Genomic DNA, 22,949 nt, shown 5'->3' on the forward strand with positions numbered 1-22,949 from the left:
CGGTTGCGGGTGTCGCATGCGTTTCATTCGTTGTTGATGGAGCCGATGCTCGAGGAGTTCGCGCAGGTGTGTGCGGGGGTCGAGTTCGGTGTTCCTCGTGTCGGTTTGGTGTCGAATGTGACCGGTGGTCTGGTGTCGGGGGAGGTGTGTGAGCCGGGGTATTGGGTGGGGCATGTGCGGGAGGCTGTGCGTTTCGGTGATGGTGTCGCGACGCTTGTCGATCACGGAGTGACACGTTTTCTGGAGTTGGGTCCGGATGCGGTGTTGGCGTCGTTGGTGCGTGAGTGCGGGGTGGGTGTGGATGCGGTAGTGGCGGCGTCGATGCGTGGGGGGCGCGATGAGGTGCGGGTGTTGGTGGAGGGGTTGGGGCAGTTGTGGGTGTCGGGTGTGGGTGTGGGTTGGGGTGGGTTGGTTGGTGGTGGCAGGTCGGTCGATCTGCCGACGTATCCATTCGAGCGGGAACGATTTTGGCTCGACCCTGGGGTACCGGCGACCGGGAGAACGGAGACGGACGCTGCCCTCGACCGGTGGTCCTACCGAACGCAATGGACCACGGCCACCACACCGGACCCGCAACCGGCCGCCGGCCCTTGGCTGGTGGTTGTCCCGCGCGGCCATTCAGGTGCCGAGCAGATCGCTGATCTGATCGCGAATACCTGCGAACTCGAACTCGTGCCGATGGTTGTCGAGGCAGGCCAGGACCGTGCCGAACTCGCCGAACGTCTTCGAGACCACGACACGGCCGTAGGTGTGGTGTCTCTGCTCGCCCTCGACGAGGCGTTCGACCCAGAACACGAATCGGTTCCGCGCGGTTTGCTGACCACGGTGACCCTGACCCAGGCACTCGGTGACGCGGACACCCGGGCGCCACTGTGGATCCTGACCACCGACGCGCAGATGACCTCCGGCACCGACGCGGTGAGCGGACTCGACCAGGCCACCGTATGGGGCTTGGCTCGGGTGCTGGCAACGGAGATCCCACAGCGGTGGGGCGGCATCGTGGACCTACCCGCTGCCCCCGATGCCACGGCGATCACGCTGCTCGGCCGGATCCTCGCGGGAGCCGACGTCGCTGACCAGTGGGCTGTTCGCGGGGCACGGACGCTCACCCGCCGTCTGACCCGGACCAGCATCTCGGAAAACCCGGCGTGGGAACCCTCCGGGACTGTGCTGATCACCGGCGGTACCGGCGCACTCGGCGCGCATGTGGCGCGCGGGCTCGCCACGCACGGAGCCGAGCACCTGGTGCTGCTCAGCAGGCAGGGCATGGATGCTCCCGGGGCCACCGCGCTGCGCGACGAGCTCGCTGCCTGCGGCGCCGCGGTCACCGTGGTTGGCTGTGACATCGGCGACCGGGCAGCCCTGAACGCAGTACTCGACCAGATCCCGGACCAGCAACCACTCACTGCCGTCGTGCACGCCGCAGGACAACTCGACGACAGCACGATCGACAAGCTCACCCCCGACCAGATGAACCGAGCGCTACGCGCCAAACTGCTCGGTGCGGTGAACCTGCACGAGGCGACCCGGAATCGTGACCTGTCGGCCTTCGTGCTGTTCTCCTCCCTCGCCGGAACTTTCGGATCGTTCGGTCAATCGAACTACGCGCCGGGCAACGCCTACCTCGACGCCCTGGCCGCGCAACGCCGCGCGATGGGACTTCCGGCGATCTCCATCGCCTGGGGACCGTGGGCGGGTGCGGGGATGAGCGCGGCGCTGCGGCGGGTCGAGGAGTGGAACGGTGTACCGGCACTCGCCGTCGACCGGGCTCTTGCGGCCCTCCACCGAGTCGTGCATCACCCCGATCCGAATGTCGTAGTAGCGGAAGTGGATTGGCCCTTCTGGCACGAGGCGGCCGGCGCGGACACCCTGGACCCGATGTACCGGTCGCTGACCGGGGAATCGGGTGGTGGACCCGACCGCAAGCCCGACCGGATTCCCGCGCTGCGCGCCAGAGTGGAAGCGGCACCCGCAGCCGAACGCGAACAGCTGCTGCTCGAAGCAGTGCGCCGCATTGTCGGCTCTGTCCTCGGGCACGATTCTCCGGCGGCGATCGACGCAGATCGAGCATTCCGTGATCTGGGCTTCGACTCGCTCGCGGCAGTGGAACTGCGAAACCGCCTCGCCGCCGAAACCGGCCTTCGACTTCCACCGGCCGTCGTGTTCGACCACCCCACGGTCCGCGATCTCGTGCGCTACCTGCTCGACGGTCTCGCCGTGCCGGTGATGGCCGAAGAGCTCTCCTTCACGGATCAGCTCGACCGCCTCGAGGTTTCCCTCGGCGCCGCCGCGACCGGCCTCGATCAGTCCACCCGTCTGCAATGGGCCGCCAGGCTGCAGGCGTTGGCGATCGCGTGCTCCGAATCCGATCCCACCTCGGTGGCCGCCGATCTCGAATCGGCCACCGACGAGGATCTCTTCGACTTCATCCGGACCGAGTTCGGAAGGTCGTAACCCCGAGAGGGGTGGGTCAGGGGTTGCCGACAGGGGTGCACTTCTCATTAGCCTTCGTCACGTACGGCGTTCTCACCCCATCGAATCAACACTTCGCGGTAGCCGACCGAGCGGCGATCGGAATGGGCAGACACCGAAATCAGCAGGAGAAAGCGACTCACATGGCGAATGAAAAGCAGCTGCGTGACAACCTCCGGTGGGTTACCACCGAATTGCATCGCACTCGGCAGCAACTCGCCGAAACACATTCCCGGACATCTGAACCCGTGGCCATCATCGGCATGTCCTGCCGATTCCCGGGCGGTATCGATTCGCCGGAAAAGCTGTGGCGCACTGTCGTCGACGGGGTGGACGCCGTCACCGCGCTGCCCGTGGATCGTGGGTGGGACCTGGACTCGCTGTACGACCCCGAACGCGGGCGCCCCGGCAAGGTGTACGCGCGGGCCGGTGGATTCCTCACCGGCATAGATCTTTTCGACGCGGCCTTCTTCGGGATCAGTCCTCGCGAGGCCGCCGCCATGGACCCGCAGCACCGGATCCTGCTGGAAACCTCGTGGGAGGCCTTCGAGGCCGCCGGGCTCGATATCGACGCGCTGCGAGGCACCGATACCGGCGTCTTCGTCGGCGCCGCGGGCAGCGACTACCGCAACCTCGCGGGTGCGTCCGACGACGCCGAGGGGCACCTGCTCACCGGCAATGCCGCCAGTGTCGCCTCCGGCCGCATCGCCTATACCTTCGGGCTCGAGGGCCCCGCCGTCACGATCGATACGGCCTGCTCATCGTCATTGGTGGCCATGCATCTGGCGGCGCAGTCCCTGCGACGCGGAGAATGCGGTCTCGCGCTCGCCGCGGGCGCCACAGTGATCGCCACACCGACGGTTCTCACGGAATTGGCACGCCAGCAGGTGCTCGCCGAAGACGGACGATGCCGGGCATACGACTCCGACGCCGCAGGCATGGGCTGGGGTGAAGGTGCGGGCGTCCTCGTCCTCGAGCGGTTGGCCGACGCGCGGCGCAACGGGCACCCCGTACTCGCTGTTCTCGCCGGTTCGGCTGTCAATCAGGACGGTGCCTCGAACGGCTTGTCGGCGCCGAGCGGCCCCGCGCAGCAACGAGTCATCGCCGCGGCGCTCGCCGACGCCGGCTTGACCGCGGCGCACGTCGACGTCGTCGAAGGCCACGGAACTGGCACGCGCCTGGGAGATCCCATCGAAGTCGGGGCTCTGCTGGCGACCTACGGGCAGGACCGTACGGGCGACCGGCCATTGCTGCTCGGATCGGTCAAATCGAATATCGGCCACACCCAAGCCGCGGCCGGGGTGGCCGGCGTGATCAAGATGGTGCAGGCGATCCGATACGGCCTCGCGCCCCGAACTCTGCACGTCGCCGAGCCGACCACCCAGGTGGACTGGTCCGCCGGCGCGGTGCGCCTGCTCACCGAAACCACCAGCTGGCCGGACGCCGACCGGCCGCGCCGCGCCGGTGTGTCGGCCTTCGGAATCAGCGGCACCAATGCGCACGTGATCATCGAGCAAGATGTCCGGGATGCCGAACCGGTCCCGCTACCGGTGGCAGTGGCCCCGATCGACACCCCGCTGCTGCCCTGGGTTCTCTCCGCTCGCGATGAGCGAGCGCTGGAAGCGAACGCGCGCAACCTCATGGAGTTCACCGACGAGGCCGCCCCGCCGATCGCCGACACCGGAGTCTCGCTCGCGACCACCAGGACGGGCCTGGAGCACCGCGCAGTCGTGCTCGCCGCCGACCCCGCGGGATTTGACACGGGTCTGCGCGCGGTGTCCGAGGGCGGCACCAACAGCGCAGTTACCCGCGGGCGATCCACCGCGCCCGGCGGGGTGGTTTTCGTCTTTCCCGGTCAAGGCACGCAATGGCAGGGCATGGCCGCCGGCCTACTCGACTCGTCACCGGTCTTCCTGGAACAGTTCGGTGAGTGCGAAAAGGCGCTGTCGGAATTCCTCGACTACTCGCCAACGGCTGTGTTGCGCGGTGAGCCAGGTGCCCCCACACTCGACCGGATCGATGTGGTGCAGCCGGTTCTTTTCGCGGTCATGGTGTCGTTGGCCCGGCTGTGGCGGGCCTTCGGCGTGCACCCGGCGGCGGTCGTCGGACACTCACAGGGCGAGGTCGCCGCGGCTTACGTTGCCGGAGTGCTGTCGCTGAGCGACGCCGCTCGGGTGGTCGGCCTGCGCGCGAGGGCCTGGGCACGCCTGTCGGGCAAGGGCACCATGGCCTCGGTCGCCCTTCCGGTCGAGCAGATGCGGCCGCGACTCGAGCGGTTCGACGGTCTGCTCTCGATCGCCGCGGTGAACAGCCCGGTTCAGGTAGCCGTCACCGGCGACCCCGGCGCGCTGGGCGAACTGCTCGAAGAACTGAACGCCGAAGGCATCCGCTCCACGGTGCTGCGGATCGGTATCGCCGCGCACTCACCCCAAATCGATCCCCTTCGCGACCGGCTGCTGAACGACCTCGCTCCGGTAACGCCCCGACCGGCCGACATTCCGTTCTACTCCACCGTTACCGGCGGGCCGATCGAGACCGCCACCATGGACGCCGACTACTGGTTCCGGAACGTGCGTCAACCGGTCTTGTTCGAGGCCGCGGTGCGAAGCCTGGTGGAATCCGGGTATCAGACGTTCCTGGAATTGGGACCGCATCCCGCCCTGGGGCCCGCGATCACCGAAACCGCGGAAGTCGCGGGTGTCGATCCGCTCCTGCTCACCTCCCTCCGACGGCAGGAGGGCGGTCCCGAACGATTCTTGGCTGCGCTCGCCGAAGCACACGTGGCCGGTGTGCCGGTCGACTGGAACACCTTGTTCGCTGCCCGGCAGGCGTCGCGAACTGCGTTGCCCACCTATCCTTTCCTGCGCGATCGGCACTGGCTCGACGCGAAGCCGGCGCCGGAACGAACCGCAGTGCAGGAACAACGACACGCGCAGGAGTTCTGGTCGGCCGTCGACGACGGTGACTTGGCGGCGCTCAGCCGAACCCTGGTCCTCACCGATGACCAGATCCGGGACTGGGGCGCGGTTCTGCCCACGTTGTCGCAGTGGCGCAAGAACAGTGTGGACGGGTCCACCGTCGACCAGTGGCGTTACGCGATTCGGTGGCGCCCGAGTCGGGTCGAGCCGGCGAGCCGCCTGCACGGGACCTGGCTCGCGGTGGTTCCTTCCGGAACGGAAGCCCTGGAGCTTGCAGACAACGTGGTCGCAGGCCTGCGGGCTCGCGGAGCTGACATCATCGCAGTCGGGCCCGAGGATCTGCTGGCCGCGTTCGGGGACCACGAGATCTCGGGCGTGCTGCTTCTCACCGGACTCGACGAACAACCATCGGCCCTGGAGCCCCTCGTGCCCGAGGGGTTGGCCCGTACACACGGCATCCTCCAGGCGCTCGCCGGCGCCGGTATCGATACCCGGCTGTGGTGCATCACGAGCGGCGCCGTTTCGATCGGCCGATCGGATCAGTTGCGGCGACCGCTGCAGGCGGCGCACTGGGGGTTCGGAGTAGTTGCGGCACTGGAGTTCCCGGATCTGTGGCAGGGGCTCGTCGACATCCCCGAACGAATCGGCGACCGTGCGCTGGATCGGCTCGCCGGTCTGCTGGTCGCACCCGGTGACGAAGATCAGGTCGCCATCCGGGACTCCGCGGTCTTCGTTCGCCGAATGGTCCGCCACGCCCGCCCAGAGCAGGAAGTGGACCGTAGTTCGTGGCGACCGCGCGGCACGATTCTGGTGACCGGCGGCACCGGTGCGATCGGCGCACAGGTGGCGCGCCGACTTGCCGCCGAAGGCGCCGAGCATCTGGTGCTGGTCAGCCGCCGTGGCGCGAAAGCGGCAGATTCGACGCTGCGCGGTGCTATCGAATCATTCGGTACCACAGTGACATTCGAGTCCTGCGAGGTGTCCGATCGGGCGGCGCTGGCGGCGCTGCTCGACCGGCTGCCCACGCTGAACGCGGTGGTGCATCTGGCCGGGGTCGCTCAGGATCGCCCCCTGGCGGAGATGACCTCGGAGGAATTCGCGTCAGTGTTCGCCGCCAAGGGCGCCGGCGCCGGGCATCTCGACGAACTGCTCGCCGGCCGCACGCTCGATGCCTTCGTACTGTTCTCCTCGGGGGCAGCGACCTGGGGTAGCGCGCGTCAGGCCGCCTATGCCGCGGCCAACGCCTACGTCGATGCCCTCGCCCAGCAACGTCGGCAGCGCGGCGAACCCGCGACCGCGATCGCCTGGGGTGGCTGGGCAGGCGGCGGCATGGTGGACGATGCTGCGGCCACCCGAGCCCATCGGCTGGGACTGCGGCTGATGGCGCCCGAGCTCGCGCTGCGCGCGCTGTGGGAAGCACTCGACGACCAGGAAACCAACCTGACGGTTGCCGACCTGGACTGGGGCCGCTTCGCTCCCACCTTCACCGCCGTCCGGCCCAGCCCGCTGCTCGGTGAGATCCCCGAGGTCGTGCACGCGTTGCGGGACGGAGGGCTACCGGGTGGGAACCCGGGCGTGCACCCGCTGGATGCCACCACACTGACCACTGCCGAACGACACACGCTGCTACTCGAAACGGTGTGCTCCGCGGTAGCCGCCGTGCTAGGACACACCTCCCCGGACACGATCGGCCCCGACCGGGCGTTCAAGGATCTGGGTCTGGATTCCCTCACCGCCATCGAACTCCGCAACCGGCTGGGCTCGGCCCTCGGCCTGCGGCTACCCGCGACCCTGGTGTTCGACCACCCGACACCCGAGGCGGTGGCCCGCTACCTGCTGGGTGAGTTGCCCGGCAGCACACCGGCGACGCGGGCTCCGGCCCCCGTCGAGGACGAGCCGTTGGCCATCATCGGCATGGCATGTCGCTTCCCGGGCGAGGTGGCATCGCCGGAAGACCTGTGGCGGTTGCTGATCGACGGGGTAGACGCGGTGGGCTCCTTCCCCGTCGACCGCGGCTGGGATCTGGAGCAGTTGTACGACCCCGAGGGGGTGCGCTCCGGCACCTCCTATGCGAACGAGGGCGCTTTCCTGACGGACGCCGGTGGATTCGATGCGGACTTCTTCGGAATCTCGCCCCGCGAAGCCGCGGCGATGGATCCGCAGCAGCGACTCCTGCTGGAGACCTCCTGGGAGGTGCTCGAGCGATCCGGGATCGACCCGACCTCGCTGCGCGGCAGCGACACCGGCGTTTTCGTCGGCGGCGCTTCGCACGACTACGCGGCGCAACTGGTGTCGACTCCCGCCGCCTCGGACGGATACGCGCTGACCGGCAGCGCCGCCGCGGTGATGTCGGGCCGGATCGCCTATCAGCTGGGGCTGGAGGGCCCGGCCGTGACGGTCGACACCGCGTGCTCGTCCTCACTGGTGGCAATGCATCTGGCCGGACAAGCACTGCACCGCGGGGAATGCTCGCTGGCCCTGGTCGGTGCCGCCGCCGTGCTGTCAACGCCTGCCGGATTCATCGAGTTCTCCCGCCAAGGGGGTCTGGCTCGTGACGGCCGCTGTCGCCCGTTCGACCGGGACGCATCCGGGACCGGCTGGGGTGAGGGCGTGGGATTCCTCGCGCTGGAACGGCTTTCGGATGCGCGGCGAAACGGGCATCGGGTTCTCGCCGTGATTCGAGGTTCGGCGGTCAACTCCGACGGTGCCTCGAATGGGCTCACCGCGCCCAACGGGCCCTCCCAGCAGCGGGTGATCCGCCAGGCACTGGCGGCATCGGGATTGTCGCCTTCCGATATCGACGCCGTGGAGGCGCACGGAACCGCGACCACACTCGGCGACCCGATCGAAGCACAGGCATTGCTCGCGGTCTACGGACAGGACCGTGCGCAGCCGCTCCTCCTCGGCTCGATGAAGTCGAATATCGGGCACACACAGGCGGCGGCGGGCATCGCCGGCGTCATCAAGATGGTGCTGGCACTGCGCCACAGTGTCATTCCGAAGACGCTGCACCTGACCGAGCCGACCCCGCAGGTCGACTGGTCCAGCGGCGCCGTCGATCTCGTCGCCGAGAACACGGAATGGCCCGATACCGGCCGAATCCGGCGCGCTGGTGTGTCGGCTTTCGGCGTCAGCGGTACGAACGCGCACCTGATCATCGAGCAGGCTCCGCCGGAGCCCGAGCAGACCCGACGGGATTCGGGTTCGTCACTGCTGCCGTGGCTGTTGTCCGGCCGGACCGACCATGCATTGCGAACCCAGGCTCGCAATCTGCTGGAGACCGAAGTCGGCGATCCACTCCATGCGGCAGCGACGCTCGCTGTCGGTCGGGCGCATTTCGAGCATCGGGTGGCGATCCTGGCTCGGACGCCGACGGAGTTGCGCGAGGGACTCACCGCGCTGGCGGCAGGTCAGCCGGCTCCGGGCGCGCTGGTCGGTGACGCGGTACGCGGACGGCTGGTGCTGCTGTTCTCCGGCCAGGGAACGCAGCGAGCCGGCATGGGACGTGAGCTCTACGCGGAGTTCCCGGCCTTCGCCGACGCTTTCGACGCTGTGTGCGCGCACCTCGATCTGCAGCTGGAGCGCCCGCTGCGAGAAGTCGTCTTCACCGATGCGCACGCCCTCGACCGCACCGAGTACGCCCAGCCCGCACTGTTCGCGCTCGAGGTCGCGCTCCACCGGCTGTTCGAGCACTGGGGGCTGAAACCCGATGCGGTGGTCGGTCATTCGGTCGGCGAGATAGCCGCGGCGCATATCGCGGGAGTGCTGACTCTCGCTGATGCCGCGCGGCTGGTCGCCGCGCGCGGCCGGTTGATGCAGCAGCTGCCGGCGGGCGGTGCGATGCTCGCCGTGCGTGCGGGTGAGGACCAGATGCGAGTGCTCTTCGGCGACCGGCTCGATCTCGCCGCGGTCAATGCCTCGGACTCTATTGTGTTGTCCGGCAGCGAGAACGACATAGCCGATACCGAAAAGGAGCTCATCGCTCAGGGTATCCGGGCTCGTCGGCTGAACGTGTCGCACGCCTTCCACTCCGCTCTGATGGATCCGATGCTCGCCGCGTACGCCGATATCTGTGCGAGCGTGGACTACTCACCGCCGGTGATTCCGTTCATCTCCGCTGTCACCGGTGCGCAGCTGTCGGCCGCCGAGGTGTGTTCGCCCGACTACTGGGTTCGCAATGTGCGAGAAACCGTCAGATTCGCCGATGCTGTGCGTTCGGCTGCCGGTAAGGGTGAGGTCACGTTCCTCGAATTCGGCCCGGACGGCACCCTCAGCGCACTCGCGCAGGAGTGCACCGGAGCACCCTCCTTCGCGGTCATGCGTGCCGATCGTGAGGAGGAGCGCACCGTACTCGCTGCCCTCTGTGGCGTTCATGGTCGTGGCGGGGCGGTCGACTGGCCGCGGTACTTCACAGGTAGCGGAGCCGAGCATGCGGACCTGCCCACCTACGCCTTTCAGCACCAGCGGTTCTGGCTGGAACCCGCCGCCGCGCCGAGCAATGCGGTCGGGCTCGGGTTCGACACGGTCGCGCACCCTCTGCTCGGGTCCGCCCTGTCGCTGTCGGAGACGAATTCGTGGCTGTTCTCCGCCAGATTGTCACCCACCACGACTCCCTGGCTCGCCGAACATGTGATCGACGGTGTCGCCCTGCTGCCCGGTACCGCGCTGGTAGAACTGGCCGCTGCGGCCGGTGCCCAACTCGGTTGCGCCGCGGTCGAGGAGCTGACTCTGGAAGCACCCGTGCTGCTGCACACTGTTGTTCAGCTCCAGCTGTCGGTCGGCCCGGCCGAGCGGGAGCAGGGGCGGCCGTTCACTGTGCACTTCCGCGCGGACGGTGCCCCTGCCGAGTCCTGGACAAAGGCCGCGAGCGGTCTGTTGAGCTCGAATGTCGCACCCGCGCCGGAGTTTCCGGTGCAGTGGCCGCCCACCGACGCCGAGCCGCTGCCGGTGGCCGACTACCACGAGCGAGCCGAAGAGGCCGGGCTCGGCTACGGTCACGCTTTCCGCGGGCTGCAAGCCGTGTGGAAACGTGGTTCGGAACTGTTCGCCGAAGCAACGCTGCCCGAGGACGTGGACGCCTCCGGGTATTGCCTTCATCCGGCTCTGCTCGACGCGGCACTTCGAGCGCCGACCATGGTCCATGACGGCCGTGTCAACGAACGGTTGCTGCCGTTCGCGTGGCGTGGGGTGCGGATCTACGGTTCGGGTGCGCGGCACATTCGGGTACGCATCACGACCAGCACGTCGCGCGAGGTGGCGATCGCTGTCGCCGACTCCACCGGCCGTCCCGTGCTGGCGGTGGATGGTTTGGCTTCCCGGACGATGTCGCCCGAACTGATCGACAGTTCGCGGGTGGGGGACTCGCTCTTCGAACTACGTTGGGTTCCTGCCTCGACCGCCGCCCCGACCCGGAAAGTGCCGAGCGAGTATCTCGAGTTCGATTCCGGGCACGGCCTCGACGACCTGATCTCGCGCTCCCATGAAGCGGTGCGATATGCGGTAGAGCGACTCCGGGCTCGATTGTCCGACAACGGCCACGATGCCACCCGCCGCCTGGTGGTGGCCACCCGTCGAGCGGTCGCGATACACGCTGACGAAGATGTGCTCGACCTGGCGAATGCTCCGCTGTGGGGGTTGCTGCGGTCGGTGCAGGCCGAGTACCCGGGTCGCATCGTGCTGGTCGATCTCGACGACGACGCGACAGCGCTGCCCGAGATCGCGCTGCCCGACGACGAACCTCAACTGGCGATCCGGTCCGGCGTGGTACTCGCTCCGCGCCTCACTCCGGTCGCACCATCCCCGAACCGCGCCGAATGGGACGCCAACGGAACAGTGTTGGTGACCGGTGCGACCGGTGGGCTCGGAGGACTGGTGGTCCGGCATCTCGCCGCACGCCACGGGATCCGCAGTTTCGTGCTCGCCAGTCGCCGGGGCACTGCCGCCGAAGGCGCAGCGGAAATGCTCGCCGACCTCGTGGAACAGGGAGTGGACGTGCAGTTGGTGGCCTGCGATGTCGCGGACCGCGCCGCCGTCGCGGACCTGGTGAGCCGTGTCCCCGAGAGCATGCCGCTGCGGGGAGTCGTGCACCTCGCAGGCGCCGTGGCGGACGGGTTGTTCGAAGCGCTCACCCCGGATCGCTTGGCGGCCGTACTGCGGCCGAAGCTCGATGCCGCGGTTCATCTGCACGAACTGACTCGCGATGCCGACCTGTCGAGCTTCGTATTGTTCTCCTCCACCGCAGGCGTTTTCGGCACGGCCGGTCAGTCCAACTACGCGGCCGCCAACGCCTTCCTCGATGCGCTGGCACATCACCGGCGCGCGCAAGGCCTGCCCGCGGTTGCGGTGGCATGGGGCCCGTGGGGCAATGACAAAGGCATGACGGCCGGCCTCACCGAGCCCGACCTCGAACGCATGCGGCGCGGTGGGCTCAATCCGCTCTCCGACGACGAGGGCATGGCACTGCTCGACGCGTCGGCATCGGGTACGCCGTCGGTGGTGGCGGCCAAGCTCGATCGTGCGTGGCTGCGCAGTAGCAATGCGACGGTGCCTGCGTTGCTCAGCGAATTGCTTCCAGCAGCGTCGCGCCCGGTGGCGGCCCAGCCGATCGACCCGGTGGAAGAACTGAAACGCCGACTCGCCGGGCTGGGCGCCGACGAGCAGACGGCACTGCTCGTGGCGCTGGTACAGGCGGAGACAGGATCGGTGCTCGGGCATGCACAGCCGTCTGCGATCGGGGCAAACCGTCCCTTCAGCGACGTCGGGATCGATTCTCTCGCCTCGGTCGAGCTGCGCAACCGACTCAACGCGGCGACGGGGTTGCGACTACCGGCGACCTTGGTCTTCGACTTCCCGACTCCGGCAGCACTTGCCGGCTATATGGCCGCGGAACTGGTCGAGAAACAGCCGACACAGACCGAAGTCAGGCTGAGCGAGTTCGATCGTCTCGTCGCGGAGCTGATATCGACGGCGTCGGATCCCGACGCACATTCCGCCCTCGAGACCCGGCTGAACGGTGCCCTCCACGAGTTGCGCGAGCTGAGGAACTCCGGAAGCGACAGTGACCTCGCGACGGTCTCCGGCGACGAGTTGCTGTCCATCATCGATGCCGAATTCGGCTAGCGCGAATTCGATCATTACGAAGAATTGAGGAATGTCATGCCGAGGTCATCGCTTTCCGACGCGAGAACTGATCCGACGATGCCGTATTCGAAAGGGGTGAACAACGATGGCTGATGCCGGCACCGACTCGCTGCGGCGATTCCATACCACTGAAGACGCGAAGATGTCGTTGGTTGTGCTCCCGCACGCCGGGGGTGCGGCGAGCTACTACTTCAAGCTGTCAGAAGCGATGTCGAAGTTCGTGCAGGTATATGTGGTGCAATACCCGGGCAGGCACGACCGCAGGCGCGAGCCGTTCGCGACGGACATCCGCACACTCGCTGCCGACATCCAGGCCGACATCGCACGCCGGATCTCCGGTCCGGTAGCGCTTTTCGGTCACAGCATGGGTGCGGTCGTCTCCTACGAGATCGCGTCTGGCTGGCCTGCTCGATCGAATGCGAGTCTCACCGGCTTGTTCGCCTCTTCCCGCGTCGCCCCTTCGGTTCCGTTCGATATTCCCGACTTGCGTACCACCGACCAGGCTATCGCGGAAATCCAAGGTCTCGGCGGTACCGATATGCGGGTTCTGGCAGACCGGGAGTTCTTCGCGTCGGCTGTCGAGGTGATGCGACAGGATTACGGTTTGCTCGTCCGGTACCAGCAGGAATTGCCGAGGCTGCACGGGCATCAGATCGACGTGCCGATCAGAGCTCTCGCCCCGACCAGTGATCGCCGAGCGCCGATCGAGCAGGTCATGGATTGGAAGCTGCACACCACCGCAGGGTTCGACCTCCGGACCTTCGACGGTGGGCACTTCTATATCAATGACCGAATCGACGAGGTCGTCGACTATGTCCGTGAGTCGGTTTCCGCCGAGTGGTCGGCGACAGGTGCGCAGTCGTAGCCGAACGCGCTACCGAACTGTGCGTGGATGAATGAGATGTGATGAGTAGAGCAGGGTTGCGGCGCGGTTCGTACGACACGACCGCCGAGGTTTTCGAGATAGGTAGTTCGCCCGAGCTCGGTGTGGTGCCGGAGCAGATGTACGCATCGGTGATCAGACCGGATCGCTATGGGGCACCCATCGATGCTTTCCGGACCGAATTGGTCGATGTGCCGGAAATCCCGCCTGGGTTCGTGCTCGTCGCGGTGATGGCAGCCGGGATCAACTACAACAACGCATGGGCTGCCATGGGGGAACCCCTCGATGTTGTGGCCGCGCGGCAGAAGAACGGCGAGAAGGAAGACTTCCATATCGGGGGGTCCGAAGGGTCGGGCATCGTTTGGGCGGTCGGCGAAGGTACCCGCAGTGTCCAGGTCGGCGATCACGTTCTGATGGTCGGCGCACGCTGGGATGAGACCGCACAGGACATCCGGTTCGGGCGCGATCCGATGATGTCGGACAGTCAGAAGACCTGGGGATACGAGCTCAACTTCGGCTCCTTCGCACAATTCGCGCTGGTCGCGGAGTTCCAGTGTCTGCCCAAGCCGGAGAGCTTGTCGTGGGAGGAATCCGCGTGCTTTCTCCTGACGGCGGCGACCGCGTACCGCCAGTTGACCCGGTGGACGCCGAATCGGGTCGTCCCGGGCAGTGTCGTTCTGGTGTGGGGCGGAGCCGGCGGCCTCGGATCGATGGCGTGTCAGCTGGTCGAAATGCACGGCGGGCGAGCCGTTGCCGTGGTGTCGGGTCCCGACAAGGCCGACTACTGCCTGTCCAACGGTGCGGTGGGCGTCATCGATCGGTCCGAGTTCCGGCACTGGGGCAGGCAACCCGATCCGGGCACGGTGGAAGCGGCGCAGTGGGCCACCGAGGTTCGCAGGTTCGGGCGGGCGATCTGGGATGTGCTCGGCGAGCGCCGCTCGCCGGACATCGTGTTCGAACATCCCGGCGCGGATACCCTGCCGACGTCGATCTATGTGTGCGAGACGGGCGGGATGGTGGTGCTGTGCGGCGCCACGTCAGGCTTCATCGGGACACTCGATCTGAGGGTGTTGTGGATGCGGCAGAAACGCCTGCAGGGTTCACATTTCGCCAACCTCAGTGACTGCCGTGCGGTAACCGAGCTCGCCGGGATGGGGAAGTTGAATCCTCGACTCGGTCGGGTCTATTCCTTCGACGAGGTCGGACGCGCGCACCAGGACATGGTCGACGGCAGCCAATCGCACGGGAACTCGGCTGTGTCGGTCGGTGCGGGACCTGCTGCGGCAATGAACTCCACTCGACAGGATTCGGAACGTTGAGCAGGGCGGATACGGCGGGTAGCGAGCAGCTCGACATAAGCCCGGCCGTCCACTACGACAGGGTCACCGATGCCTGGACCCTGCTGCTGGGTAACGATCTCCACTACGGCGTGTTCGAACACGACGACGAGGCATTGCCGCATGCCACGCACCGCCTCACCACGCTGATGGCTGCGGCCGCGGACTTCCGGAGCGGGGACCGGTTCCTCGATGTGGGTTGCGGCATCGGCAATTCGACACAGTGGGCGGTCGAAAGTCATGGCGTTGCCGGCGTCGGTATAACAACCAGCGGTCGCGGTGTCGAACGCGCCCGGCGGTTGGCGGCCTCGGCCGATGCGGGGCAAGTGCCGACCTTCGAAATCCGCGACGGTATGTGTAACGGGTTCCCGGACGAATCGTTCGACAAGGTATGGGCACTCGAGTCCTCGCATCTGATGCGTGACCGCCAAGCCCTCCTTCGGGAGTGCGGACGGGTGCTGCGCCCCGGCGGCCGGATGGCCCTGTGCGACATCATCCTGGTCGAGCCGATCAGCTTTCAGGCCGTGCGGTCCTTGCGCACCGAGCTCGGGTTGTTGAACAGGGTATTCGGCGACGCCAGGATGGAGACGCTGGATACCTATGCACAGCTCGCGCAGTCTGCCGGGCTGGAAGTCGATATGCGTCGGGATCTGTCTGCCGAGGTGCGCCGAACTTTTTCGTGTTGGCGCGCCAACGCGACAACGCATCGTGACACAGTCTGCCGACTGATCGGCAACGAGGCTTGGCAGGATTTCGTAGATTCTTGTGAAATTTTGGAAACGCTGTGGGATCGCGGAATCCTGGGATACGGGATCTTCTCGGCGGTAAAGGTGTGAGGGGTCATATGCTGTCCACCGGTAAGGTCGTTCGTTTCGACGAGATGAAGGGTTACGGGTTCATTGCCTCTGATTCCGGCAATGAACAGGTCTTCTTTCATGTCAATGAAACGAGTATCGATGAATCGGCGGTCCGTCCGGGGCTGCGTGTCGTATTCGATGCACGGAGCGGAGATCGGGGAAAATATGCGGTGAATGTGGAAAGCTCGACCGAGGATTCGGCAATCGGTTCGGGTGATCGACCGCAGCTCAGCCGCGAAATCCTTCTCGATGAATTCACCGAACTGATCATAACGTGCGCTCCGGACGTTTCCGGCCGAGAGGTTGCGCTCTTCCGGCGCGGTTTCATTGCGCTGGCGGAGAAGCACGGGTGGATAGATTCCTCGGCTGTTGCCGAAGTGGCAGCCGTTGATTCTGCTGGTTCCACTCCTGTCGAGGAGCGGTCGGAGTGCTGACCACGATGGGGTCGATGCCCCTGTCGCATGCCACCCTCCTGCGCCACGGCACGGAGATCTATGCCGACACCACGATCTCGACCTGGACCGGTTCGGAGTTCCGGCATTCGGATTTCGGGCAACTGAGGCGAGATGCCTCGACGGTCGCCCATCTGCTGGCTGGTCTCGGTGTCGGCCGGGGCGACCGAGTCGGCACGTTCATGTGGAACAACTATGAGCATTTCCTCGCCTACCACGCCATACCGGCAATGGGCGCGGTGATCAATCCGCTCAATATTCGACTGTTGCCGGAGCAGGTCGGTTATGTCGCCACCCAGGCCAATACCGCGGTCGTGCTGGTCAACGGATCATTGCTGGAGCAGTTCTGCGACAGTTTGCCGTACATGCCGGTCGTCCGACATGTGATCGTGGTCGATGGCGACCTGCCTGATCGGCCCGGGCCGGTCCGGTTTCACCGCTTCGAACTTCTGAGCAGCGAACAGCCGGTGACTGCCTACCCTTTTCCCGAAGTGCCGGAGCAGTCCGCCGCGGGCGTGTGCTACACCTCCGGCACGACCGGAGTACCGAAGGGGATCGTCTACTCGCATCGTTCGAACTGGCTACACGCGATGTATCTGTGCACCGCGAACGGGCTGGGCATCGGACGGACCGATCGGCTGCTGCCGGTGGTCCCGATGTTCCATGCCAATGGTTGGGGGCTGCCCCATGCCAGTCTGCTGTCCGGTGCGTCGGTGCTGCTGCCCGATCGATTTCTGAAGCCGCGGGACCTGCTGGACATGATGGCGCAGGCCCGCCCGACCTTCGCCGCCGCAGTACCCACGATCTGGACCGGCGTGCTTGCCGAACTCGAGCGCAGACCCCAGGACATTCGGCATCTACGAGAAGTGATGGTCGCGGGTTCTGCGCTGCAAGAAGAGATGTGGACGGCGTTTCGCGAACGACACGGCGTGCAGCTGCTGCATGCCTGGGGAATGACGGAAACCTCGCCCCTGGTCACGGTCGCTCGACCGCCGGCCGGAGGTGACGGCGGGGACGATCGGGCATACCGGCTGAGTCAGGGCAGAATCCCGGTGGGCATCGACGCGCGTGTTGTCGACGACCACGGCCTGGTTCTTCCCCGGGACGGTCGGTCTGTCGGGGAGTTTCAGGTCAGAGGCCCATGGATCACCTCGTCGTACTACTCGAACGACCCGGCCGCAGCCGACGAGAGTTCCTTCGACGATGGATGGTTGCGAACCGGCGACGTCGGATATCTCACGGCGGACGGGTACCTGACCCTGGTCGATCGGGCGAAGGATCTGATCAAGTCCGGTGGTGAGTGGATCTCTTCTGTCCAACTCGAGAACGCCGTGATGGGACATCCCGATGTTGCCGAGGCCGCCGTCGTCGGTGTTCCGGATGAGAAATGGGACGAACGCCCCTTGGTGGTTGTTGCCCTGCGGGACAACACGACAGCCGATTGCCGGGCCCTGCGCACCCACCTCGTCGGAAAATTCGCGAAGTGGCAACTTCCGGAGCGGTGGGTTTTCGTGGACGAGGTTCCCAAGACCAGTGTCGGAAAGTTCGACAAAAAGCGGATTCGTGATTTGTATCGATCCGGGGAGCTTCCCGATTCGATAGTCACCGGCTGAAAATTCTTCTGAAGGAGTATGGAGTGTCCGACGAACGTACGGTGATCGTTGCCGCGATCACAGATATCTTGGCCCGCCGCGGCGCCGGTGCAGACGAGTTGGCTACCGAAGCGAAACTGGGGGCAGAGTTGGGGTTCAACTCATTGGAGTTCGCGGAGCTGTCCGCGCAACTGGAGGACAACTTCGGACACGACCCGTACTCGACCGGTCTTTTTCCGGATACGGTCAACGACATCATCGAGTACTACGAGCAGGCGTCCGCGCCCCAGGTCGGCTGACGATTCGATGCTGACCGACCGATTACAGCAGAGTGCGCGAGTGTACGGAGATCGAATATTTCTCTGTACCGAGCACCGAGTGGTGACGTATCAGGATTTTATGGTGCAGGTGTCCACGTTGGCCGACCGGTTTGCCGAATTCTCCGGATCGGCTCTCGGTTTGGTGGCGAACAATGTGCTCGACTCGATCATTTTTACTTTCGCTGCGTGTGAAGCAGGTATCGAGGCCTGTTTATACCCTTCGCATTGGGACGCTGTGACTGCCATCGAGAATGCCGAACACTACGGTCACGTGCCGATCGGGTTCACCCCCGACGGCGAACTCGCTGTGCTTTCGGCGAATCGCCCCGGGCCCACCGGCACGGACCCATCGCCGGACCCGGCTGTGACGATCCTAACCAGCGGAACCACATCGGACAGACCGAAGGCCACCCGCCATCGTTGGCGCAACATCATATTGTCGGCAACCCAGGGGCGTATCCCGGACGAATCACCTGACGCGGTCTGGCTGCTGGCTTACAACATCAATCAATACGCAGGGCTGCAGGTACTCGTGCACGCGGTGACCACCGGCGCCACCCTGGTCGTGCCACGCAGCATCAGCCCGGTCGATGCCTTGGACGCGATGCTCGAGCACAGGGCCGACCACGTCAGCGCCACTCCGACGTTCTGGCGAATTCTGCTGGCGCTGATGTCGGGAGACTCCCGCGGAGCTCCCGCGCTGCGGCAGATCACGATCGGCGGGGAAGCGGTGTCGGAGTTGCTGCTGCGACAGCTTCGCGAGAGATTCCCGACCGCGAGAATTTCGCACATCTATGCCACCAGCGAGATCGGCTCTTCGGTCTCGGTGAGCGATGGCAAGGCAGGCTTGCCGACGGCGATCCTGGATCGGAATGCGGACGACCTGGTCCAGTTTCGAATCGTGGACGGCGAACTTCAGGCCAGGTCGCGGATCGGGATGTTCGGCTACCACGACTCGACGGTGGGTACCGGCGATTGGGTGGCGACCGGCGATCTGGTGGACGTCCGGGACGGGCGAATCCAGTTCGTCGGCAGAGCGGGCAGTGTCATCAACGTCGGTGGCGTGAAAGTCCATCCACTCCCGGTGGAAGAGGTGATCAGCGCTGTGGCCGGTGTCGATCTGGTCAGAGTCTACGGCCGGCCCAATCCGGTCACCGGCAAGATCGTGGCCGCGGATGTGGTCGCCGCGCAGGAACACGACCCGGCGTCGGTGCGGCGCGCGATCTCGATCGCCTGTGCAGTGCTACCGCAGGCGCAACGCCCCCTGGTCGTGAGGATGGTGGATTCCCTGCCGATTGTGCAGAACAAGATGGATAGGCGAGAACTATGAGTGAGCGCGTTGTCATCATCACCGGTGGCAGTCGGGGGCTGGGCGCCGACCTCGTCCGGTCGTTTCTCGAATCGGGGGACAAGGTCGCGACTTGCAGTCGGTCCGGGTCACCGTTTCTGGACAGCCTCGCGGCGGATCAATCGCTGGCCTCCAGGTTCTTCAGCTCTGTCGTCGATATTTGTGATCGGGTAGCGGTGGAATCCTTCGTCGGCGAGGTGAACCAGCGGTGGGGAGCCCCGGATGTGCTGGTCAACAATGCCGGGGTGGCTCGCGAGGGGGTCCTCGGCCTGATGGGGACCGACGACATCGACACCGTGATCGACCTGAACCTCAAGGGAACCCTCCATATCTCCCGGGCGGCGGTTCGGAAGATGCTGACCGCTGGTAGCGGGCGAATCATCAATATTTCCTCGGTCGTGGGAATCTCCGGCTACCAGGGGCTGTCGGTCTACAGTGCGACGAAGGCCGGATTGGACGGCATGACCAGATCCCTGGCCAGGGAGTTGGGGCCACGGGGTATCACCGTGAACTCTGTCGCACCGGGCTATCTCACCACCGAGATGAGCCACGGGCTGACAGATACACAGCTCGAACAGATCCGCCGCCGGACACCGCTCGGTCGGCTCGGCTCGCCCGCCGACGTCTCGAGTGCGGTGCAGTTCCTCGCGTCGGATGCGGGCACCTTCATCACCGGTCATGTGCTGGTTATGGATGGCGGTCTGACCGCCTGAAGGCAGGAAAGGGCGACACGGTTCGACGTCGACTGCCGAAGCGACCCAGATCGCACGAGAACGACGCTTCTGCCAGCGCGGAACCTCGGCTCCGCGCCGGCAGAGTTGATTGCGCAGCCTTTTCGTGGGGATGGCCGATCCGGCCGGAGCGTCCCGTAGCGGGCGTGATTGAATATCGATGCGGGGGTGTCTTGGACACCGGCTAGAGCGAAAGGGCGTACGGCATTGCAAACCGGGATGGTTCTCCTGATCATTCTGGTGCTGACGCTCGTGTTCGTAGCGGGTGCGTCGACCTATCGGCTGGTGATGTTGCGCCGCGGGGGCACGGCCGCACTCCTACGTTCACTGCCCGCGCGCGGCGGCCAAGGCTGGCGGCACGGGCTCATTCGCTACGACGAGGATCGCCTCGTCTTCTTCAAATTGACCAGCCTGAAATTCGGACCCGACTCCACGGTGCATCGGCAGGGCCTCGAGATCGTCGAGCGCCGAGCGCCGCAGGGCGACGAATTCGACATCATGAGCGATGACATCGTGGTGGTAGCCGTCACCGATCCGCACAGCAAATTCGAGCTCGCGCTCGACCGCGGTTCGATGGCGGCTTTTCTGTCCTGGGTGGAGTCGCGACCGTCCGATCGCGCCCGCCGCACTCGTGGAGGCCCGTCGTGAGCGTGCATTTGACCCGGATCTATACCCGCACGGGTGACGACGGGACGACCGGTCTCAGCGATTTCTCCCGTGTCGCCAAGAACGATCCCCGGCTGATCGCCTACGCCGACTGCGACGAGGCCAACGCGGCTCTCGGTGTCGCTGTCGCGCTCGGTGCGCCCGAGCCCGCTGTGCTGGCGGTGCTGCGACAGATCCAGAACGATCTGTTCGACGCGGGCGCCGATCTGTCCACCCCGGTTGTCGCCGAACCGAAGTACCCGCCGCTGCGCATCACCCAGCCCTATATCGACCGGCTGGAGAAGTGGTGCGACGAGTTCAACGACGGTCTGGCACCGCTGAATTCGTTCATCCTGCCCGGCGGCACGCCGTTGGCTGCGTTGTTGCACACAGCCCGCACCGTGGTGCGCCGCGCCGAGCGATCAGCGTGGGCGGCCGTGGAAGCGCACCCCGACGACACCGGTGTGCTGCCCGCGAAATACCTGAACCGACTCTCGGACCTGCTGTTCATCCTCAGCCGGGCGACCAATCCCGCCGGCGATGTCCTGTGGCAGCCCGGCGGCGGGCTGCCACGCTGAAAGCGACTCTCCGGCGCGGAGAATCGGTCGGTTTCTTGTTCATTCGTGGCAGGGGGGCGTGTCGTCGCGTGACGGTCGATAAGCTGGCGTGGTGAGCGAACGGTTTCTGGTCTCCGGCGGCAATCGACTCGTCGGCGAGGTCGCGGTCGGCGGCGCGAAGAACAGCGTGCTGAAGCTGATGGCTGCCTCGTTGCTGGCCGAGGGCACGACCATCATCACCAACTGCCCGGACATCCTCGATGTCCCCCTGATGGCGGAGGTGCTGCGCGGCCTCGGCTGCGATGTGACGATCTCCGACGACGTCGGCGGTGACAACTCGGTGGTGACGATCGATACCCCCGCCGAGCCCAAGTACCACGCGGACTTCCCCGCGGTGACCCAGTTCCGCGCCTCGGTGTGTGTGCTCGGTCCGCTGATGGCGCGCTGCAAACGCGCCGTGGTGGCCCTGCCCGGTGGCGATGCGATCGGTTCGCGACCCCTTGACATGCACCAGGCGGGCCTACGCCTGCTCGGTGCGACCAGTGCGATCGAGCACGGTTGCGTCGTGGCGTCGGCCGAACAGTTGCAGGGCGCGCGGATCCGCCTCGACTTCCCGTCGGTGGGCGCGACCGAGAACATCCTGATGGCCGCGGTCCTGGCCGAGGGGGAGACGGTCATCGACAATGCGGCGCGCGAGCCCGACATCGTCGACCTGTGCACCATGCTCGTCCAGATGGGTGCGCAGATCGACGGTGCCGGTTCCTCCGTGCTCACCGTGCAGGGCGTCAAGAGGCTCTCGCCCACCACACACCGGGTGATCGGCGACCGGATCGTCGCCGCCACCTGGGGGATCGCCGCCGCGATGACCACCGGCGATGTCCGGGTCACCGGTGTCAACCCCAAGCACCTGGCCCTGGTGCTGGACAAGCTGCGCTCGGCCGGTGCGCGAATCTCCTACGAGCCCAACGGCTTCCGGGTTGTACAGGCCGAACGTCCGCGCGCGGTGAACTTCGCGACGCTGCCGTTTCCCGGTTTCCCGACCGACCTGCAGCCGATGGCCATCGGCCTGGCCGCGATCGCCGACGGCACCTCGATGATCACCGAGAACGTCTTCGAGGCGCGGTTCCGGTTCGTGGAGGAGATGATCCGGCTCGGCTCCGATGCCCGGACCGACGGTCACCACGCGGTGGTCCGTGGGATCCCGCGGTTGTCCAGTGCGCCGGTCTGGTCCTCCGACATCCGTGCGGGTGCGGGCCTGGTGCTCGCCGGCCTCGTCGCCGACGGTGTCACCGAAGTGCACGACGTCTATCACATCGACCGCGGTTACCCGAGGTTCGTCGAGCAGATGCAGGCGCTCGGGGGACAGGTCGAACGGGTAGATGCGCCGAAATAGGCCGCTGACCAGCCGATTTGACTTCGTGTTGGTCGGCACGTAACTTTATTCGAGTCAGAGCGACACGGACACCGACTCAGCCACTGGCTGGGACACGAGGTAGGACGTTGAGCGCCTGACTGATCATGTGTTCAGGGTTACATACTTCGGAACTTGCTTCCGGGGTTGGCCATGAGCTAAGTTTGAACTCTTGCCTCACCGAAACCCCTACGAGAAGTTGTGGGTAGAAGTGTGTGCGTGTGTTCTTTGAGAACTCAATAGTGTGTCGATGAATGTCAGTGCCAATATTTATATTGGTTCCAGC

13 protein-coding genes are annotated in these 22,949 nt (G+C 65.9%); all 13 read left to right on the top strand.

What is annotated here, in order from left to right; all coding sequences use genetic code 11:
- Nucleotides 1-753 precede the first annotated feature (753 nt).
- Nucleotides 754-2,454, top strand: coding sequence for an SDR family NAD(P)-dependent oxidoreductase (locus ACFTS5_RS33850; protein WP_378639372.1), 1,701 nt, complete (start codon nucleotides 754-756; stop codon nucleotides 2,452-2,454).
- A gap of 23 nt (nucleotides 2,455-2,477) precedes the next feature.
- Entirely contained in the window at nucleotides 2,478-12,509 is a 10,032-nt protein-coding gene (locus ACFTS5_RS33855) for a type I polyketide synthase (protein ID WP_378639374.1), read from the top strand.
- Between the two features lie 106 nt (nucleotides 12,510-12,615).
- Complete coding sequence (locus ACFTS5_RS33860) at nucleotides 12,616-13,395, top strand: thioesterase II family protein (protein WP_378639377.1); 780 nt, start codon at nucleotides 12,616-12,618, stop codon at nucleotides 13,393-13,395.
- A gap of 41 nt (nucleotides 13,396-13,436) precedes the next feature.
- On the top strand, nucleotides 13,437-14,732 hold the full coding sequence (gene ccrA / locus ACFTS5_RS33865) for a crotonyl-CoA carboxylase/reductase (RefSeq protein ID WP_378639379.1): 1,296 nt from the start codon (nucleotides 13,437-13,439) through the stop codon (nucleotides 14,730-14,732).
- Nucleotides 14,729-15,586: an SAM-dependent methyltransferase gene (locus ACFTS5_RS33870; RefSeq protein ID WP_378639382.1), complete on the top strand. Its 858-nt coding sequence runs from the start codon at nucleotides 14,729-14,731 to the stop codon at nucleotides 15,584-15,586. Before ccrA ends, ACFTS5_RS33870 begins: the two co-directional genes overlap by 4 nt.
- Before the next feature lie 8 nt (nucleotides 15,587-15,594).
- Nucleotides 15,595-16,041 carry a cold-shock protein gene (locus tag ACFTS5_RS33875; protein WP_378639384.1) on the top strand — a complete coding sequence of 149 codons (447 nt, stop codon included), beginning with the start codon at nucleotides 15,595-15,597 and terminating at the stop codon, nucleotides 16,039-16,041.
- Between the two features lie 14 nt (nucleotides 16,042-16,055).
- Complete coding sequence (locus ACFTS5_RS33880; protein WP_378639386.1) at nucleotides 16,056-17,672, top strand: long-chain fatty acid--CoA ligase; 1,617 nt, start codon at nucleotides 16,056-16,058, stop codon at nucleotides 17,670-17,672.
- Nucleotides 17,673-17,695: 23 nt separating this feature from the next.
- Nucleotides 17,696-17,950 carry an acyl carrier protein gene (locus ACFTS5_RS33885; protein WP_378639388.1) on the top strand — a complete coding sequence of 85 codons (255 nt, stop codon included), beginning with the start codon at nucleotides 17,696-17,698 and terminating at the stop codon, nucleotides 17,948-17,950.
- Between the two features lie 79 nt (nucleotides 17,951-18,029).
- Nucleotides 18,030-19,301, top strand: a complete 1,272-nt coding sequence (locus tag ACFTS5_RS33890) for a class I adenylate-forming enzyme family protein (RefSeq protein ID WP_378639391.1) — start codon at nucleotides 18,030-18,032, stop codon at nucleotides 19,299-19,301.
- A complete protein-coding gene (locus tag ACFTS5_RS33895; protein WP_378639393.1) occupies nucleotides 19,298-20,032 on the top strand; it encodes an SDR family NAD(P)-dependent oxidoreductase in 735 nt (244 codons plus the stop codon). The genes ACFTS5_RS33890 and ACFTS5_RS33895 overlap by 4 nt, the downstream gene beginning before the upstream one ends.
- Nucleotides 20,033-20,269: 237 nt before the next feature.
- Nucleotides 20,270-20,698 carry a DUF2550 domain-containing protein gene (locus ACFTS5_RS33900; protein ID WP_378639396.1) on the top strand — a complete coding sequence of 143 codons (429 nt, stop codon included), beginning with the start codon at nucleotides 20,270-20,272 and terminating at the stop codon, nucleotides 20,696-20,698.
- Entirely contained in the window at nucleotides 20,695-21,273 is a 579-nt protein-coding gene (locus ACFTS5_RS33905; protein ID WP_378639398.1) for a cob(I)yrinic acid a,c-diamide adenosyltransferase, read from the top strand. The genes ACFTS5_RS33900 and ACFTS5_RS33905 overlap by 4 nt, the downstream gene beginning before the upstream one ends.
- 91 nt (nucleotides 21,274-21,364) lie before the next feature.
- On the top strand, nucleotides 21,365-22,645 hold the full coding sequence (gene murA / locus ACFTS5_RS33910; RefSeq protein ID WP_378639401.1) for a UDP-N-acetylglucosamine 1-carboxyvinyltransferase: 1,281 nt from the start codon (nucleotides 21,365-21,367) through the stop codon (nucleotides 22,643-22,645).
- Nucleotides 22,646-22,949 lie beyond the last annotated feature (304 nt).

It is taken from the genome of Nocardia sp. NPDC056952 (assembly GCF_042674185.1).
Lineage (GTDB): Bacteria > Actinomycetota > Actinomycetes > Mycobacteriales > Mycobacteriaceae > Nocardia.

Coding starts and splice junctions, on each gene's coding strand:
- ACFTS5_RS33880 (WP_378639386.1), top strand. CDS start 16,056: ATGCCCCTGTCGCATGCCACCCTCCTGCGCCACGGCACGGAGATCTAT.
- ACFTS5_RS33875 (WP_378639384.1), top strand. CDS start 15,595: ATGCTGTCCACCGGTAAGGTCGTTCGTTTCGACGAGATGAAGGGTTAC.
- ACFTS5_RS33900 (WP_378639396.1), top strand. CDS start 20,270: ATGGTTCTCCTGATCATTCTGGTGCTGACGCTCGTGTTCGTAGCGGGT.
- ACFTS5_RS33895 (WP_378639393.1), top strand. CDS start 19,298: ATGAGTGAGCGCGTTGTCATCATCACCGGTGGCAGTCGGGGGCTGGGC.
- ccrA (WP_378639379.1), top strand. CDS start 13,437: ATGAGTAGAGCAGGGTTGCGGCGCGGTTCGTACGACACGACCGCCGAG.
- ACFTS5_RS33860 (WP_378639377.1), top strand. CDS start 12,616: ATGGCTGATGCCGGCACCGACTCGCTGCGGCGATTCCATACCACTGAA.